The sequence below is a fragment of the Streptomyces sp. NBC_00433 genome, assembly GCA_036015235.1.
In the GTDB taxonomy this organism is placed as follows: domain Bacteria; phylum Actinomycetota; class Actinomycetes; order Streptomycetales; family Streptomycetaceae; genus Actinacidiphila.
Genome location: CP107926.1, coordinates 1385106 through 1401746, shown reverse-complemented (window position 1 = coordinate 1401746; position 16641 = coordinate 1385106). Strand labels below are relative to the sequence as shown.

The window sequence follows — 16641 nt, the reverse complement described above, 5'->3', positions numbered from 1 at the left end:
TCAGCCCGAGCGGCCGGCAGCCGCCGGGGCTCAAGCAGCACGGGCGCAGTGGAGCTCACGGTGGCGGTGGGTCGAACCGTGCGGGCACAGGTCAGTCCCCCCGATCCCTTTCGGGTACGCCTTCCGCTCCGGAGTCGAGGGAACCGTCAACGAGTTCGCCCACGGACACGGCATGCGCCACTGCCGCCACCGAGGACAGCCGAAAGCCCACCCGCACCACGTACTCACGGCCATCGCCGTGAACATCGAACGACTCAGCGGCTGATCGGAGACGGGGGAACCCTCTCCGCCGAGACCGCCGAGCGCCTTTCGGACCTTCCTGGACGACAACGGGATCCCCCGGTCGAAGTCCTGGCGAACCCTCGGCAGCTGAACCCGAGCAACCAAGATCCCCGACGGAGTCAAGCTGGGCGGAGGCGACTGGAGGTTCGTCCCCGACCTACGGGCCGGACCGGCCGTCGACCGGTGACCGTTCCGGGGACGTCCGGGGCTCGACTGCCCGATGCTGCGCAGCGTCCGCATGCCGCAAGGCCTCCAGGGCCTCAAGGTCCGGCGGTTCGACCGTCTCGGGCCGCCCCGCCGCCTCGTAGGCTGAGACCAGGCCGCGCAGGCTGGCGAGCGTGTCAGGGTCTTCCAGTCCGAGCAGCCCGCGCCGGCCGTCATAGGCCTGCCGATAGAGCGGCAGCGCGGTCGTCGGAGCGCCGTCGGCCGCGTGGCATTCCGCGAGGTCGTGCGCCGAGGCCAGGGTGCGCGGATCGGTCTCGCCGAGGATCCGGCGGTGCTGGGCCAGTGTGCTCTCGTGCAGGGCGATGGCCTCGGCGAGCCGGCCGGCCTGGTGGTGGGCGACCGCCAGGGTACCCGCGGTGAGCAGGGTGTCGGCGTCGTCCCCGCCCAGGGCGCTTTGCTGGGCCGCGAGGATCTGCTCGTAGAGCGCCACCGCCTCGTCAAGAGCCCCGGCGCGGTGGCGGGTGCGGGCCGCCTGGTAGCGGGCCGCCAGCGTGTCGCGGTGGTCCGCGCCGTGGACGCGCAGCCGGCCGGCGTAGGCGAGTTCGAACAGCGCGCCCGCCCGCGCAGTGTCGCCGGAATCCGCGAGCGCCTGGGCCAGGTCGTATCGGGCGGTCAAGGTCTCGGTGTCGAGGTCGCCAAGCGTCTTCTCGGCGCCGGTGAGGGTCCGTTCGTACAGCGCGAGCGCCGCCGCGAGATCGCCCGCCGTGTACCGGGCCCAGGCCAGGTTCCCGAGGATCCGCAACGTCAGGCGGTCGTCGTCGCCCAGTTCTCGAACGGCGTCCGCGAGGAGGTCCTCGAACGGTGGGATCATCGCCTCGGCCCCGGCCTCGGCGGCGCGGAAGACGGCGGACTGGTTGCGGGCGCCGAGGGTCTCGCGGTCGGCCGCCCCGAAGAGGCGCGTCGCACCCGCCAGGATGTTCTCGGCGTGCTGCACCTGGCGTGATGGCCGGAGCTCGGCCTGGAACGTCCGGCCGAGGACCTCCGCGCTCGCGGCGGGATCCGGTTCGGCCGGGGTCGTGGTCACGGCCTGGGACTTCTGCTTGGGGCACGGGTCGCGCCACTTGGCGTCCCTCGACACGCCGAGGCCGATCAACGCCAGGCATGCGCCGAACCGGCCCTCCCGATCCAGCGTGCAGTCCTGTTCCAGAGCGAGGTACATGCTGCGCGCCTGTGCCTCGTCGAGAACAAGGGCGAAGACGGCTGCGGCCCGCATCCGGTGCTCACGGGCGAGCTCGGGGTCGGTCACCAGGCCGATCAGAACGTTGGACCAGAACCGGTTTCCGGGCCGGGCGAGCGCCTCGGCGATCTCCCACGGGAAGTCCTGACAGTATTCCTGGTTGCTGGACATGGCCAGGAACATCGCGACCGCGTCGTCGCCGAGCAGGTCCACCAGCGCCTGATCGGCCCGGCGCCGGACGGCCTCGGGGAATTCGTCGGCCTGGAACACCTCGCGGCCGTGGCGGACGGCCAGCGCGTTGAGCACCGCCGCCAGCCGCGGATCGCCGACCAGGCGGGTCATGACCGTCGCCCGCCAGAAGTCGTCGTTCGACAGCCTGCCGTCGACGGCGAGCGCGGCGAACCGGTCGGCACCCCGCGCGTCGCCGTGAGCCGCCAGGAACGCCGCCACGTGCATCCGTTCACCCGCGGAGACGGACTCGTCGCCGGTCAGGTCGAACAGCAGGTCGCCGGCTCGGGGATCCCCGACCCCCAGCAGGATCGCGGCCGAAGCCCAGCGCAGCGTCCGCATGGTGTTGTCGGCGGACAGGGCGGCCAGTTCGTCGGCGCCTCGCTGGTCCCCATGCCCGGCCGCTGTCGCTGCGGCCTGCCACCTGAGCTGCACGTCCCGCCAGGTCAGGCGGTCGGTGGTCGGCTTGGCGGTCGCGAGCGCGGCCAGCAGGTCCCTGCCACGTTCGTCTCCGAAGTCCGCCAGCTGTTCGGCCGCGTGTCGCCGGAACCGGCTGTGAAGGGTGGGATCCGCGGCGAGGGCGGCGAAGACCTCGATGGTCCGCGGGTCGCCTATCTGCCACAACGACACCGCGCACCGGTACCTGTGGTGGCCGTCGATCTCGTTCCTGCCGCTTAAAGCGTAATACCTCGGCCCTTCCACAGGGCTGGGTTTCAGGGCTTCGCGGGCGAGCGCCTTACCGGTGGCGTCGACCACAGCGGGGTCGAGGGCGGCGTCCTGCTTGAGCAGCGCCACGGTGAACCGCGTGCCGTCGGTCCGCGTGCGGGCGATGATGTGCAGCAGGGTCGGGGTCAGGTCCGGCCGGTCGCGCCAAGCGGTGATGAGGAAGCCGTAGTACGAGGCATCCGGGTACACCGGTCCGTGCCAGGACGACGGCAGCCAGAACCGCGCCCGCTCCGGAATGCAGGCGCCGACGACGCGCTGGACGCGTCTCCGCGACCAGAACCCGGAGTACGGCCATCGTCGCTCCCAGCGGCCCAGCACCGTGGCGAAGGCGGCGTCGCTGCGCTGCCGGTCGGCGGCCGTGTACGTGGCCGCCAGGTACTCGGTGATCGTGTAATGCAGGAAGGTGAAGTCGCCCGCCCTCTGCACCATGACACCACTGCGTCGCAGGACGTCGTGCAGGAACTCCGTCCACGCCTCGGCCGACACCCGTGCCGGTTGCTGCGTCCACTGGGCGAACAGCTCCACAGCCGGCGTGGTCCGGCCCTCCAGCCGTACGACGGCCAGCCGCGCCAGCAGCTCGTCGGTGGTGTCGAGGACCTGCGCGCCGACGGCGACGGCGGCGGATCCGCCGTCCCGGGACAGCGCCGCGGCCGCCACCTCGTCGGCGTTCTTCTCGCCGGGAAGCCGTTCGCGCATCCAGCGGTCGCGCAGCAGACCGGTGAAGCCGGCGTAGGTCTCGGACAGGCTGCCGGGCAGCGGTATGTCGGGTCGGACGCTGAACAGCTGGCACAGGATGGTGGCGATCAGCGGCGTGTGCGCCAGGCTCGCCAGCGGGGACTTCGCGACGGCCTCGTCGAAGTCGAGGGCCTCCAGTTGCGGGTCCTTGGGGCGGCCCAGGGCCCGGAACCAGGCCTCGGCGAAGGCCAGCAGGTCGGATCGCCCGAACGGCAGCAGTTCGACATACCGGGTGTCCAGGGCCGGGACGCCGCCGCTCAGCTCCCCGCCGGGCAGCGGGCGAGTGGCGAGCACGAAGCGGTACGGCGTGGCCCGCTCGCCCCGGGCCGCAGCAGCGCGGATGCCGCGCACGACCTGCTTCCGGGCCAGCGGATCGAAGACCTCATCGAGGCCGTCGACCAGGACCAGCCAGCGCGCGCCGGGCACCGGCTCGGTGGCGAACAGCGCCGCCGGCTGCGGCTCGATCTGCCCGTAACCCCGGTGTTCGGCGTTCACGCTCGCCGCGATCCCGGTCGACAGTGAGTCGGCCTCGGCCAGGTCCGCGGCGGACACCCGGACCGGGACGAAGCGCGGCACGCCGCCGTCCGCGGCACGCATGGTCTCGCCCTCGTCCTGGCTCCGCTCGGACCGCGAAGGATCGGACGGGTCGGGCGGATCGGCTCGTGCGATGTCCTGCCAGCGCCGGGCCAGGTCGAGCACCGTGTGGCGCAGCAGGCTGGACTTGCCGGCGCCCGGTCCGGCCACCACGACGCAGTCGGCGTAGTCGTCCAGGATCGTCCCCCAGGGCTCCAGGTCCGTGTCCTGACGAGCGGACCCGCCGTCGTCCCCACCCGGCCCGACGGTCCGCACGCTCTGGCTTTGGTAGACCGCCGTCAAGGACGGCGCCCCGACATGTGGCAGCAGGCTGCGGAACGGGTGATCGGCCGCCGCCAGCGCGGCGACCTGCAGGTAGTCCCGCAGCCGCGGCCCGGGGTAGCGCCAGCCGCCGGCCCGGATCTGCTCGTCGTCGAGCAGGGCGAGCCACCGAGCCGGGGCCGGCGGATCCGGCACCGCCCCGACGGTCACCCGCAGCGCCGTCAGGATGTCCGCCGCCGGGACCACGTGGGCGCTGCCGCCCAGATCTGACGAGTACAGCAGCCCGGCGACAGCGCCGGTCCGGCTGTTCAGCACCGGGCTGCCGCTGTAGCCCCCGCCCACCGGCGTGCCCTGGACCCGCTCCGGGTCCCAGTCGCCCGCCTGCCCGCGGATCCGGGTCGGACCGAGCGCGGTGAACAGCGCGGACTGCCCGCCTCGGGCCGCGGCGGGGTGGCCGAACGTCCATAGGGCGTCGCCGACCTCGACCACGTCCGAGAGCGGGACCGACGCAACGTCCAGCGCTGTCGGCACACGCAGAAACGCCAGGTCCGGCCCGGTGTCGCCGTCGGCCGTGAACCACTCGGCGACCGGCTCCAGCACCAACTCGCGGTCGGCGGCGCCGGCTTCCGATGCCACGATGCGGCCCGCGACAATCTCCGGCAGCCGGTCCCGCTGCTTCGCCAGAACGTGCGCGCAGGTTGCGACGATGCCCGGGGCCACGAAAAACCCGGTTCCCAGCACGGTCTCGGCGCGCGTGTGCACCTCCAACGCGACCGTCGAGGCGCGCAGCAGCTCGGTCAGCGCCCTCCCGATCAGTCCGTGGTCGGCCGGACCCACTCGAGCCCCACGGTGAGCGAGGAGGTGGACGATGCCTTGCCGATCACCGCGAGAAACGTCCCGGACTCCAGGACGATGTCGCAGCCGAACTGCACGGTCACCTTCTGCACGTCGGTCTGGGCGAAACGCGTGACGAGATGCTGGGCGAACTGCGCCAGCCCGTCCAGGGCCCCGTCCATGCCCGGCAGCCGCGCCCCGATCTCCAGCTCCCCGCCCGGCCCGGCCGGCGTGTCCAAGTCCTGCACGGCGACGTACAGCTTGCAGTCGCCCACGGCCGCGGCCACGAGGCGTTGACCGCCCGCCTCGCCCTGAACGCCGCCGACCTCACCCATGCCGCCGTGCGGATCCATCGCACACCCCCTGCCCGACAAGCTACCCAGCGCCGGGGGATCAGGGCTCGTATTCGCGAAATTCGGTGCCGCCTCGTCCCGCCTGCCGTCGGTACGGGAGTTCGACGGAGGCGAACCCACAAGGGGCAGCCGGCTAAGCGCTCCCGCCGAAAGCGGACGTGTCGCCCCTGCTGTCGTGGCCGACCTCCCAGCCGTCGCCGGTAGCGGCGTTTTTGGGCTGGAGAGTGAACGAGACCTTGTGTGTATGTGCCCTCTGGCGACCGCTGTCGGCATCCGCGGCGAGCACCCAGGCCTTGACTGCCCCTTTGAGGTGGTCATCGTGCCGCAGCTCAATGGTGAACTCCATGGTTATCTCCCCGACTTCGAAGCGCAGGGGCTCGTTGACGCCGAGCGCGGCGGCCGCCATGAGCTGGTCGCGTACAGCCTGGATTGCCTGGGTCAGGTCGATACGGGGGAGAGGTTCGCTCATACGTCCGATTCTTCCGAAGGGGCAACGGGGGGCGCGGGCAGGGATTCCGCTCCGGTGAACTGGATGGATCCTCCGGACACGCTCACCCTCTTTGCGGGAATCGCGTCCAGCGCGTTCACGTCCAGCGACACGGGATGACGGGATGTCAGCTCCAGGCACAGTTCTCCGAGCCGAGGGAAGATCCGCCGCAGATCGGCCGCCGTGCTGTCGGTGTCCACCGACGCGTGCAGGGTGAGTTTCGTGACGGTGCTGAGAATCGGCAGTTCGCTGTTGGCCAGCAGGGCGAAGGAGTGCAGGCGGCAGGTGAGCTCGCCCAGTTCGGGCAGCGACGCAAGCCGGCGCAGTTCCTCCGGATTCACGAAGGGATCGGTGTCGATCTTCAGGCTCGCAAGGCCGCGGCATTGCTCGACGCCCGCAAGCGAGTCGACGAGGGCGCAGCTCCCGCTGAGGGAGAGATGGACGAGTGCGGACGGCAGCGGCAGGGTTCGCAGGGTGCCGTGGTCTCCGTGAAGGTCCAGCGCGGCCCGGCGGAGCGTCGTCACGGAACGCAGTGCCGACAGCGTGGCGGATGCCGCCATCTGCCTCAGTTCGAGTGATTCCAGCGCCAGTTCCGCGAGGGCGGAGTAGTCGGCAAGGCGGTTGCAGGAGTCGAGCACGAGGGTGGTCAGCGCCGGCTTCTCTTCGGAGAGGGCGGTGAGATTCCGCAGCCGGGGATTGTTCGCGATGACCACGTTCCGCGCGGCGACAGCACGGGCGGCGGAGGCGATCCCGTCGGCACTCAGGGCACCGCGAAAGGCCACGTTGTGCGCGTCGTTGACGAAAGGCAGCGCGCCGAGCTGTTCGGCGGTGGTGACCGTGATCCATACGTCGTCGGTCCTCATCGGCGCGAGGACGTTCTCGGCGTAGGCGGCCGCGTCGAATGACGGCCAACTGCGCGCAAGCGCGTCGCGTACGGTCAGCGACGGGTGGTCGCGGTAGTCGTACAGCAGGCGCAGCGCATGGTCCCCGCGGATCGTGTCCGCCACCGTCACGACGGCGAGCGCCTCCTCGTCGGTCAGACCGGCCGGTCCCGGAAGCAATTCAAGGACGATGGGGCCGACTTCGGCCAGCTGCCCCGCTTCCCACGTGTCCTTGGGCGGGACCAGGGCTGCCGCGCGCTGCTTGACCATGGCCCTGACCTCCGGGTCGAGGCTCGTGGCGTGCTCCAGGCTGGCCGCGGCGAGCAGATGGAAGCGGACGTGGAGGTGACGGGAGTTCCCGGCAGCGCGGTCCCCCAACTCCACCAGCTTCTTCAGCAGCGTGGCGGCCTCACTGTCACGGGCGTGGCCCACAGCCATCCGCACGGTGTCCTCCCACTGCGGTTCGTGCGCGTGGGTGGCGACGAGGTTGATGTCCTGGGCGTCGACCGCGGCGCGGGCGCCCAGGTAGTCCAGGAAGGTGCGGTGCACGAAGGCCACGGTCTGCGGAGCCGGTGCCCGCAGCAGACCGCTGCGGTGCAACAGGAACCTGAAGACGTCCGGAGCGCGGTCGGGTGTCCCGACCTGAGGCATGGCCGGCAGCAGTCTGCCGATCAGGTCGATCACCTGCTGGTGCTCGGCCTCGGCCAGACCGTTGCGGATCATCCAGTAGGCGATCTCCTGGAGCAGCTTGTGCTGGGCCTCCTCGGACACCACCAGTCCTTCGGGGGCGGCTACAGCGCGTTCCTGGTCGCGGCGGACCAGGAGCATGGTGAGGGCGTCACCGTACAGCTTCATCCGGCTGTCGGGCAGGAAACCGCGTCGGTCGCGGTGAAGGGCGCAGATCATCGCGCACATGAGGGGATTGGTGGCGAGACGTGCGAGATCGCGTTTGCGCGGGAGGCTGTCGAGCAACTGGTCCCGGAGGGCTTCGAGTTGCCCCCGCTTGGCCGAGCTGACCGACATCGAGCCGGCCGCCTTGTACCAGCGCCGCACGAACTCGGCGACGTCCCGCTCGTTCATCGGCAGCAGCTGGAATTCGGTGAAGCCCTTGCGGTCGAGCCAGCCCTCGTCCACCGCGGTGGGCCGGGTGGTGACCACGACGACGTTGTCGGGATAGGCGGTGATCAGTTTGACCAGCCAGTCCCGCGTGCGGGCGCGGTCCTCCTGGGGCATCTCGTCCACCCCGTCGACGAGGAGCAGTCCGCGTCCTTCGTTCAGTACCGCATCCACCCACCCCTCCGGCGGCGTCAGCGGGTGCCCGGCGGCCGTGATCAGGTCACCGACTGCGGGCAGCGAGGCACTGCGGACGAGAGTGCGCATCGGCAGCATGAAGGGGACCCGGCCACGGAGGTGGGTGAGCCGGTCGTCGAAGGAGTCGCGGGCGGCGTTGACGGCCAGCCACTGCATCAGCGTGGTCTTCCCCGAACCGGCCAGGCCCCGCAGGAGCACCCGCCGACGGCCGTGGAGCGCGACTTCGACGCGTGCCCGCTCGTCCATGGCCGGGGAACCGAGATCACCGCCGACAGGGTCTCGATGGCCGGGCTCGACCCACTCCTCCTCACGGCGGACCAGCTCAAGGCTGATGTACGCCGAGTCCAGTGGCCACTGCGCGTTCTCCGGGAGGCTGAAGTTGAGGCCGAAAATGCTCAGTTCCCCGTGCACGTCGGCGATGTACGAGCGGTAGCGCTGCTCGAACTCCGCCGGGCCGTCCGGAGCGCGGCGCAGCGTGCTGAAGCGGACGGGGCCGTTGTGGAGGCGGTAGATGTTGGAGAAGGCGGAATCGCTGAGCAAACGGTGGATCGGTACGGCGGTGAGCCTGCTGTGCTGCCACCCGGCGGCGTCCACCACGACCATGCCGATCAGGTGCTGACCGGAGAAGAGCGGTGCGCCTGACATCCCCGCCCAGGGCGAGCCCCCGTCCTTCAGCGCGGCCGGCGGGGTGTGCACGCTGTCGATCACGTAGTTGCCGCGAATCGACTGCGACCCCGGCTTGATCGTGCCGACGAACTGCTCGCTGTCCAGGTGCTCCCCGTCGTAGCGCTGCACGCGGGGAAATCCGATGGCGTAGCAGTCGACGACGGGGGCAAGGCCGTCGATTCTGCCCAGGCGGGGGTCGAAGCCGTCAGCGCTCTCGTTCGCCACGAGGGGCGTGTCCGCCAGGAGGAGTACCGCGTCGCTGTGTTCCCTCTCGCCTGCCCAGACGGCGTGACACGTGACCTCGCCCAGACCGCCGGGCACGACGACGACCGCGTCCGAACGCTCGCGGAGCAGGTGGCCGGCCGTGAGCACGAGCCGTGGGGTCAGGAGGTAGCCCGTTCCCTGTCGTGCCCCTATGACCGCCGCGATGCGGTCTACAGTCGTCACCTGCCTGATGCTACGACCGCGGTGGCGGCACCGTGTGGCGAACGGCCGAGACCGCGTCGGCCCGGCCCCGCCCCGCGCCCGGCCTGTGCGGCGAGCCCGTCGGAGGCAGCTGGTCCTGCTGCGACGACGCCGGCTCTGCGTCGCGGAGGACTTCACCCGCTACGACCGGCACGCGGTCGGTGGGATCCGCCGCTGCGTCGGCCTGGTCCGCCGCACCGAGGCGCTGGTCTACCTGCTGCGGCTCGGCTACGCCGCGGCGTAGCCGGCTGCTGCAGATGGCGTCGATGCGCTGCAGTTGCTGCTCGGTGGTCCCGGCGGCCTGCGCGTGGAACAGCCGGCTGGCGTGGACCGGTGTGGGCGTGGAGGTCACCCGCGGCGCAGGATCATGACGATGGCGACCACGACGATGATCAGAATGACAGTTCCCAGGCCGATGTACATGCGGATCCTCTTCTCTGGGTGGAGTCCGCGGACGGTGCCCGGCGGACCTGCTGGAGCGGTCGCTCCGGCTTGAGGCGCCTGCCCCGGGAAAGGGTCCGCACGCATGAGCGATGCGCAATGGTCGGCCAGTGCTGCAGCACGGTGCCGCCGGCGACTTCCCGCGTGCAGACGCGATCTCCACGCCGACGTTGCGGAAGCCGGAGTCGTCTTCTTCTTCGTGTGCCTGAGCGCTTCAGCCGGCGAGTTGAGGAGCTGCGTAGGGTCCGGGCTGTCACGGTCTGGGCACAGCACGCCCGTCCGCCCGTGGCCCTTGTAGCATCCGGCCATGGACCACGACCCGTCTCGTGCGGAACGGACGACAGCCGCCTGGACGCGCATCGAGGAGTGGCTGCGGGTACGTGCGCCGCGGTCGTACGCGATGCTGCCCGGTCCCGCCGAGCCGTCCGAGATCGCGGCGGCGGAGGCCGCCCTGGGAGAACTGCCCCAGGAGTTGGTGGCGTTGTGGTCTCTCCGGGCCGGAGGCAGCGGCAGCGGTCCTGAACGCCCGCAGATCCTCAGGGGCTATGACGTGTTCCCGCCGATGGATGCGGTCCGGTGTCATTTCATCGCGCTGTCGCCCATCCTCGAAGTCGGGGAGATGGGTCCGCGTCCGTGGGTTCCCGCGTGCGCGACGGCGACGGATGAGCCCGCCCTGTGGAACTTCATCGACGTTCCGACCGGTCAGCTGGGGTGGAATGTCCATGCTGGCGAGTTCACCGAGCCGGAGGAATCGGGCGACACGTTCGCCGAGTGGATCGAGAGCGTGGCCGACCAGCTCCACGGAGGGCAGGCCTGGGGCATCCGGCTGCCCGGGGTCGCCGACGGCTGGCTGTCGTGGCGGGACACCCGAGACCCGAACCGGATTCCATCGAGCTGGGAGCCCGTCTGACCTGGCGGCCCCGATCCGGCGGATCATGGTTTTCGACAGTCACCCCGCCCCACACGGGGCGCAACGGGCCAACCAGCCGCCACCCACGTGGTTGCCGCCCCAGCCGCCGGCAGCGTCGAACCCGCTCCGTCCCGGCAGCACCGCCCCGGTGGCCAACATCTCCCGGGCCACCGGAAGGCTGGCCGTGGCGGTCCGGATGACCGGCAGGCCGGGTCCGCCGGGAATCTCGTGGTCTCCCGCGAACGGCGTCTTGTGCTGCTCCGACCCCGCGTCCCTTCGCCTCCCACCTTGCACGTCCCCGCCGCCACGTCGAAGAAGACGATGTCGGGCAGGTTCGCGGCGGCGAAGGCGCCGTTCAGCGTGTAGCCCACCCCCGCCGCGCCGTAGGCGGCGGCGTGCATGGACAGGTGCCGAGGAAAGGTGAATCCGGTGACGCCGGCGGTGTGGACAGCGAGCATGACCCCCATGCGGTAGCTGGATCACCCGCCCGGGTTCCGGCCGTCCGGCGGCCGTTTTGCCTGGCGGCGGGCGGGTTGCGTCGACATACGCTGTTTCGGAGATCACTACGGACGATTTGTCGTGGGTTCATTCGGCCGCATCGGGGGTTTCTTAGCGTCGCTAATGGTTTGCACTGTTCCGCAGGGGAGCGGTGAACGAAAGGCGAAGACGCAGATGGAAACACCCAGGGAGTCCAGCGGTTCGGGCCGTACCGCCGAATCCGCCGACCTCACCCGTCGGAGGTTCGTCGTCGCGGCCGGTGCCGCCGTCGCCGCGGTCGGCATCGGCGCGAGCACCGCCGAAGCGGCCACCGGCTCCGCGGTCAAGGCGACCGACACCGTCAAGGCGGCCACCACGGTCACCGGCGTCGTCAACGGATCCGACGCCGGCAAGGCCCCCAAGGGCAAGTGGCTGGCGGGCGACACCCACGTCCACGACGACCACTCGTCCGACGGCAGCGGTCCGCGGCAGACGTCCCACCAGACCCTCCCCGGCAACCTGCCGGTCGGCGACCAGATCGGGCAGGGCGAGAGCGCCGGCCTCGACTTCATGCCGCTGACCGACCACCGGACCTACGACCAGGTCTGGGACCCGCAGTGGAAGTCGTCCAAGCTGCTGCTCCTCCCCGGCGAGGAGGCGAACGGCTCGCCGCACGCCATCGTGCTGGGCAACGTCGACGTGATCGTGGACGGCGCCAACCCGCCCGGCTCCGCGAGCTTCCGCCATGTGCAGCAGTCGGTCTGGGACGCCCACGCCCAGGGGGCGGTGTGGTCGCAGGCCCACCCCGACGACGGCGAGTACACCCGGGCCGACGGCCCGAACGACAACGCCAGCGTCCAGGGCGCGAACCTGGTCGAGGTGCTCAACGTCGCCAGCGACCCCGATGTCGAGGTCGAGTACGCGGAGAACCGCTGGAACGCCGGCTTCCGCTTCGGTGTGGCGGCGGCCAGCGACTGCCACTTCCGCGAGTTGTGGGACGTCGACTCCCCCGGTGAGCCGACCACCCACGTCTACGTGGCCGACCGCTCGGTCCTGGGCATCCTCGACGGTTTCCGCAGCGGCCGCACGACACTCTCGCAGAACACCGCCGGTCCGTTCGTCACCGTCGAGGCGGACGTCGACGGTGACGGTGTGTTCGAGGCCATGGGCGGCGACGAGGTCGTCGTGGCCGACCGCAAGCTGTCCAAGAAGGCCACGCTGCGCGTGAAGGTCAAGGGCGGCAAGGGCACCAGCGTCCTCGTCTACGCGGCCCCCGGCCGTTCCGTCGGCCCGGTCGCGACCTTCCGGCCGCAGCGCGCCAACGAGACGTTCGAGGTCCCGCTGGTGCTCAAGGGCACCGACCACGGCTGGTACCGGGTCGAGGTCCGCTCCCCGGGCAGCGCTTCCGGTTCCGAGGCCGACCCGAACCTGCCGGACCAGCTCCGCGCCGCCACCTCGCCGATCTTCGTGTCCGTCGGCGCCCCGGCCGACCCCCGGCCCGAGATCGCGCTCCCGGCGGCCGACACCACCGACGACCAGGCGACGCTGATCACCGGCGCCCCGGGCACCTTCACCGGCTTCTCGGACGTGGCGGTCGTCGGCGGTGTCACGCACGTCGTGGCCGAGCTGCACGAGAACCAGGCCAGCAAGGTGGTCTACCGCCGCCTCAACGCCAAGGGCCGGCTCACCAAGTCCGTCACCGTCTCGGGCCGTTCGGCGACGGCGCGCTTCCCGCGCATCGTCGCCACCGGCGACGACGTCTGGGTGGTGTGGCAGGACGAGCAGGGCAAGGAGCAGCCGCACCGTCCGGTCGTCCTGCTGGCGCACAGCGCGGACGGCGGCGACTCGTTCAAGGCGCCCGACAAGATCAGCAAGGGCAAGGGCCGCGCGATCAACCCGGCGCTGGCGCTGATCGAGGACAAGCACCCGCTGGTCGCCTGGTCCGACAACAGCCAGGGCGCGTTCGACGTCTACGCGCAGATCATCGGCGTCGACAAGGCGGCGGTGAACCTCTCCACGGCCGGCAAGGCGACGAGCCCCGGTGTGCCCACCGACGCCCGCTCCCCGCGCTACCCCGCCTCCCTGTTCCCGGTCATCGCGGTCCAGGACGGAAAGCACGCGGTGATCAGCTGGCAGGACGACCGCTACGACCCGGACCCGCTGTGGACCGGCCACACCCCGCCCGCCGGCCAGCCGGCGAGCGGCGGCACCGACCCCGACAACTGGCAGATCCTGGCGTCGGTCCGCAAGGCCCCGAACCACACCTGGAGCAACCCGGTCCAGGTCAGCAAGGTCACCGACCGTGCCGACCGCCACCCGGGTCTGACCGTGGACGAGGACGGCACGTTCGTCGCCATCTGGCAGAGCGGCGCCCTCCAGAGCTCCGGCGCCAACCTCGGGCTCCGCGCCGCGCGTTCCACCGACGGCGGCACCACCTGGACGGCCTTCGAGCAGGTCGCCCCGGCCCCGGACGCGATGAGCCAGCTGGCGAAGCTGGCCGTCGACCCCGACGGCACGGTGCGGGCGGTCTGGTACGACTCCCGCTCGACGGACTGGCGCTGGAAGATCTTCACCGCCACCCTCGACCCGAAGACCGGCTGGACCCCGGCCACGCAGGTGAGCCGCCAGGGCAACAACACCTGGCCGGCGCTCCACCAGGGCGTCGTGGTCTTCACCAGCGACCGCGGCGCGACCCGGACGCAGCGTGACGCGACCCAGCAGGTCTTCCTGGCCAAACTGGTCTGAGCCCCCCACAAACCGCCCCGGGGCGGCCGGCGCCCCCCGCCGCCCGCCCCGGCCCACACACCCCCTCCGCGGACCTCTCCGGACAGGGGCGCCTCACCAGGGGCGCGGGGAACCGCGCGGGGTGCGTTTCGGGGGAGGCTGCCCTGCCCTGCCAGGTGTATTGATCACGAGCGTTGTTGACACGTGCCGGTGCTTGATCATGGCGAAGACCTCCGGTGTGGTGCAGCTGTCTAGGACCGCACCACACGGAGGTCTTCGTGTCCCACCGTAATGCCCGGCTGACCGTTCACGGCAGACGGATCCTTGGTGAGCGTGTCCGCTTTTGACTGCGGCAGTTGTCGGCGGGCGGCCGGGTCGGCGGTGCTGGCTGTAGTCCCACTTCTTCGACGTGGGATTCCGGTTCCTTCATGGAGCCCAACACGGGCGGGCAATTCGTGTCTTTGAGCCCCACAGGCAGCGGCAACTTCGCCGCCGCGGGCTTCCGCGACACCCACGGCGAGGCTTTCCGTTTCCTCGTCGACCTCACGGCGGGCGACAAACGTGACGGTCAGTTCATCGTCGGGGGCCACCTGACGAGCACCCGGGCAGCCGAAGGCACTCCATGAAATGGCAAGTTGAAGGAGCAATTTCGACTCACTCAACTGACATCACTGTAGGATAATCGGGCCCACCTGGACTCGATCCCGAGAGGAACACGTCCATGAAATCCGTACTCTTCTATGAGTCGGCTCCCGATGTGGAGGCAAGAGCACCGCTGCACTTCGCCGCCCACAGTGCGCACGCCCGGGAGTTCCACGACCGTGGGCTGCTACTGATGATCGGCGTGTTCGCCGATGTGCGGAACGAAGGTGCAATGGCGGTGTTCACCGATCGCACGGCGGCTGAGGAATTCGCAGAGCGGGACCCCTTCGTGGTCAATGGCGTCGTCCGCAGCTGGCGAGTCAGCGACTGGATGGAGACCCTGAGCGGGGAGTAAGCACGGCTCGGCGCCAGGCAAATGCCGAAAGCTATACCTTCGGTCGAGCAGCCCACCAGTGCATACGGGTAGGGCAGTCGCCAGCAGCATTCGGATGGCGTACGGGTGGCCGGCAGGCGTCCTCCGGGGCCTGACACACCGTCGGCTCGCGCGGCCCACAAACAGTCCACAGCCCACGACTGTCCTGAATGCCTCTCTCGTCTGACCTACTCCGCCCACACGGTGGATGGAGCCCCTCCGGAAACACTCCCACCGACACGGACGGGTGAGGGAGATCGCCTCGCTCGCGGTGGGGCGGGAGCGGGATCTGCGGGCGCTGGTCGAGGCGAACATGCCGGCGTTGCTGGGCGCGCGGTTTCTGGCGTCCGGGTACAGCACGGGGCCGGTGCACGGCGAGGGGCCCGGCCGCCCGCGTTGCTCACGCGGCGGCCGGGCCCCGGAGAACCGTCGATCGGCGGACCGGTTCAGTTGCAGGGGGTTCCGTTGAGGGTGAAGGAGCTGGGGGAGGTGTCGTTGGATGTCCAGGTGCCCTGGAAGCCGAAGTCGACGGTGCCCGCGGGGGCGATGGCGGAGTTGTAGCTGAGGTTGGTGGCCTTGACAGTGTTGCCGGATTGGGTGACGGCGGCGTTCCAGGCGCTGGTGATCTTCTGGTCGCCGGGGAAGGAGAAGCCGAGCGCCCAGCCGTTGACGGGTGTGGTGCCGGTGTTGCCGACGACGACGTCGGCGGTGAAGCCGCCCGTCCACTCGTTCCTGGTATAGGCCACATGACAACTGCCCCCGGTGCCGCCCGTGGTCGTGCCGCCCGTGGTCGTGCCGCCGGTCGTCGTGCCGCCGGTCGTCGTGCCGCCGGTCGTGGTGCCCCCGGTCGAACCGCCCGGCGGTACGTAGGGGCACTTGGGCTTGTACTCGGAGACGCTGCTCGGATCGGGCAGGGTCGGGCACAGGAACTGGGTGTAGCGGGTGTCGCTGTCGAGGAAGACCTTGAGCCAGGGGATGAGGATCTTCATCTCGACGTTGTTGGCGTGTGTGTAGTAGACGTGGTCAGCCCCCGCGATCTGCGCGAAGGCGCTCTGGGTGTCGGACGGCAGCGTCCCGTACAGGCTGGAGAGGTACGAGGGGGTGACCGTGCCGTCGTTCTGGCCCCCGATCACCAGCGACGGGACGTGGTCGGTCGACATGCTCAGGGCGTTGCCGGGAAACCCGGGCGCCAGGCCGATCATGGCGCGCAGCGACGGCTGGCGTTCGGCCGCCCTGATGGCCCCCGCGCCGCCCGCCGAGTGGCCCAGGACCGACAGCCGGTTGGGGTCGACCCTGTCCTTGACGGGGCTCGTCGTGGTCAGCCAGGTCAGCGCCGAGAGGAGTTCGGAGGCGCGAGCGTTGTCGTCGTCGGACCGGGAGTTGGTCTCCACACCGATGACGACGAACCCGAACGAGGAGAGCCACGGGCCCATCCACGCTTCCTCGTTGGCGAACAGGGCGCTGTAGCCGGGCACGATGGCCAGGGCGCCCCAGGTCCCGAGGCCGGTGTCCGTCGGGTAGTAGACCGTTCCGCCGTTGAAGCCGCTGCCGGGGGCTACGGTCAGCTGGGCGGTGGCGAACGGGCCGCGGTTGGCCTCGATCATGGCGACCGTCGGGTCAGGCCCCCGCTGGGTCGAGGCCGCCGCGTTCGGCGCCGCGGCCGCGGCCGGGCCGGCGGCCGAGGCCGGCTGGGTCAGGGCCATCGCCACGACGGCCGCGAGCACCGCGAGCACCGTCGCCGCGATCGTCGCCGCGCCCCTGGCCGGCCGGCGCGGTGTGCCGGGTCCGGCCCGGCCGCCCGCGGCGCCCGGGGACGCGGCGGGCGAGCTGTCCTGCTCTCGCATGGCGT

11 protein-coding genes and 1 pseudogene are annotated in these 16641 nt (G+C 70.8%); 7 read left to right on the top strand and 5 right to left on the bottom strand.

Annotated elements, in window-relative coordinates; genetic code table 11:
- The first annotated feature begins 103 nt into the window (after window positions 1-103).
- Window positions 104-265, top strand: coding sequence for a transposase (locus tag OG900_05375; GenBank protein WUH95626.1), 162 nt, complete (start codon window positions 104-106; stop codon window positions 263-265).
- A 174-nt stretch (window positions 266-439) separates the two neighbouring features.
- Here OG900_05375 and OG900_05370 read toward each other — a convergent pair whose 3' ends face one another.
- The 4 genes from OG900_05370 to OG900_05355 form a co-directional block, all read right to left on the bottom strand.
- Complete coding sequence (locus OG900_05370; GenBank protein ID WUH89633.1) at window positions 440-5065, bottom strand: tetratricopeptide repeat protein; 4626 nt, start codon at window positions 5063-5065, stop codon at window positions 440-442.
- Window positions 5041-5415, bottom strand: coding sequence for a hypothetical protein (locus OG900_05365; GenBank protein WUH89632.1), 375 nt, complete (start codon window positions 5413-5415; stop codon window positions 5041-5043). The genes OG900_05370 and OG900_05365 overlap by 25 nt, the downstream gene beginning before the upstream one ends.
- A 133-nt stretch (window positions 5416-5548) precedes the next feature.
- Entirely contained in the window at window positions 5549-5884 is a 336-nt protein-coding gene (locus tag OG900_05360; protein ID WUH89631.1) for a hypothetical protein, read from the bottom strand.
- Window positions 5881-9207 carry an NACHT domain-containing protein gene (locus OG900_05355; protein ID WUH89630.1) on the bottom strand — a complete coding sequence of 1109 codons (3327 nt, stop codon included), beginning with the start codon at window positions 9205-9207 and terminating at the stop codon, window positions 5881-5883. The genes OG900_05360 and OG900_05355 overlap by 4 nt, the downstream gene beginning before the upstream one ends.
- A 34-nt stretch (window positions 9208-9241) precedes the next feature.
- On the opposite strand from OG900_05355, the gene OG900_05350 reads away from it, so the two are divergent.
- The 6 genes and pseudogenes from OG900_05350 to OG900_05325 all read left to right on the top strand — a co-directional run bounded on the left by OG900_05350 (window position 9242) and on the right by OG900_05325 (window position 15168).
- On the top strand, window positions 9242-9469 hold the full coding sequence (locus OG900_05350) for a hypothetical protein (protein WUH89629.1): 228 nt from the start codon (window positions 9242-9244) through the stop codon (window positions 9467-9469).
- Between the two features lie 504 nt (window positions 9470-9973).
- On the top strand, window positions 9974-10576 hold the full coding sequence (locus OG900_05345) for a hypothetical protein (protein WUH89628.1): 603 nt from the start codon (window positions 9974-9976) through the stop codon (window positions 10574-10576).
- A 672-nt stretch (window positions 10577-11248) separates the two neighbouring features.
- On the top strand, window positions 11249-13798 hold the full coding sequence (locus tag OG900_05340; GenBank protein WUH89627.1) for a CehA/McbA family metallohydrolase: 2550 nt from the start codon (window positions 11249-11251) through the stop codon (window positions 13796-13798).
- A gap of 407 nt (window positions 13799-14205) precedes the next feature.
- Entirely contained in the window at window positions 14206-14403 is a 198-nt protein-coding gene (locus OG900_05335) for a hypothetical protein (GenBank protein WUH89626.1), read from the top strand.
- A 95-nt stretch (window positions 14404-14498) separates the two neighbouring features.
- The gene (locus OG900_05330; GenBank protein ID WUH89625.1) at window positions 14499-14774 is read left to right on the top strand and encodes a YciI family protein; all 276 of its coding nucleotides are present in this window, start codon (window positions 14499-14501) and stop codon (window positions 14772-14774) included.
- Window positions 14775-15000: 226 nt separating this feature from the next.
- A pseudogene (locus tag OG900_05325) lies at window positions 15001-15168 on the top strand (transporter).
- A gap of 70 nt (window positions 15169-15238) precedes the next feature.
- Here the strand turns inward: OG900_05325 and OG900_05320 are convergent.
- Complete coding sequence (locus OG900_05320) at window positions 15239-16636, bottom strand: cellulose-binding domain-containing protein (GenBank protein ID WUH89624.1); 1398 nt, start codon at window positions 16634-16636, stop codon at window positions 15239-15241.
- Window positions 16637-16641 lie beyond the last annotated feature (5 nt).

Bases quoted from the DNA above. Each gene is read 5' to 3' on its own strand.
- OG900_05360 (WUH89631.1), bottom strand. From the start codon at position 5,884: ATGAGCGAACCTCTCCCCCGTATCGACCTGACCCAGGCAATCCAGGCT.
- OG900_05335 (WUH89626.1), top strand. From the start codon at position 14,206: ATGGAGCCCAACACGGGCGGGCAATTCGTGTCTTTGAGCCCCACAGGC.
- OG900_05330 (WUH89625.1), top strand. From the start codon at position 14,499: ATGAAATCCGTACTCTTCTATGAGTCGGCTCCCGATGTGGAGGCAAGA.
- OG900_05340 (WUH89627.1), top strand. From the start codon at position 11,249: ATGGAAACACCCAGGGAGTCCAGCGGTTCGGGCCGTACCGCCGAATCC.
- OG900_05345 (WUH89628.1), top strand. From the start codon at position 9,974: ATGGACCACGACCCGTCTCGTGCGGAACGGACGACAGCCGCCTGGACG.
- OG900_05365 (WUH89632.1), bottom strand. From the start codon at position 5,415: ATGGATCCGCACGGCGGCATGGGTGAGGTCGGCGGCGTTCAGGGCGAG.
- OG900_05320 (WUH89624.1), bottom strand. From the start codon at position 16,636: ATGCGAGAGCAGGACAGCTCGCCCGCCGCGTCCCCGGGCGCCGCGGGC.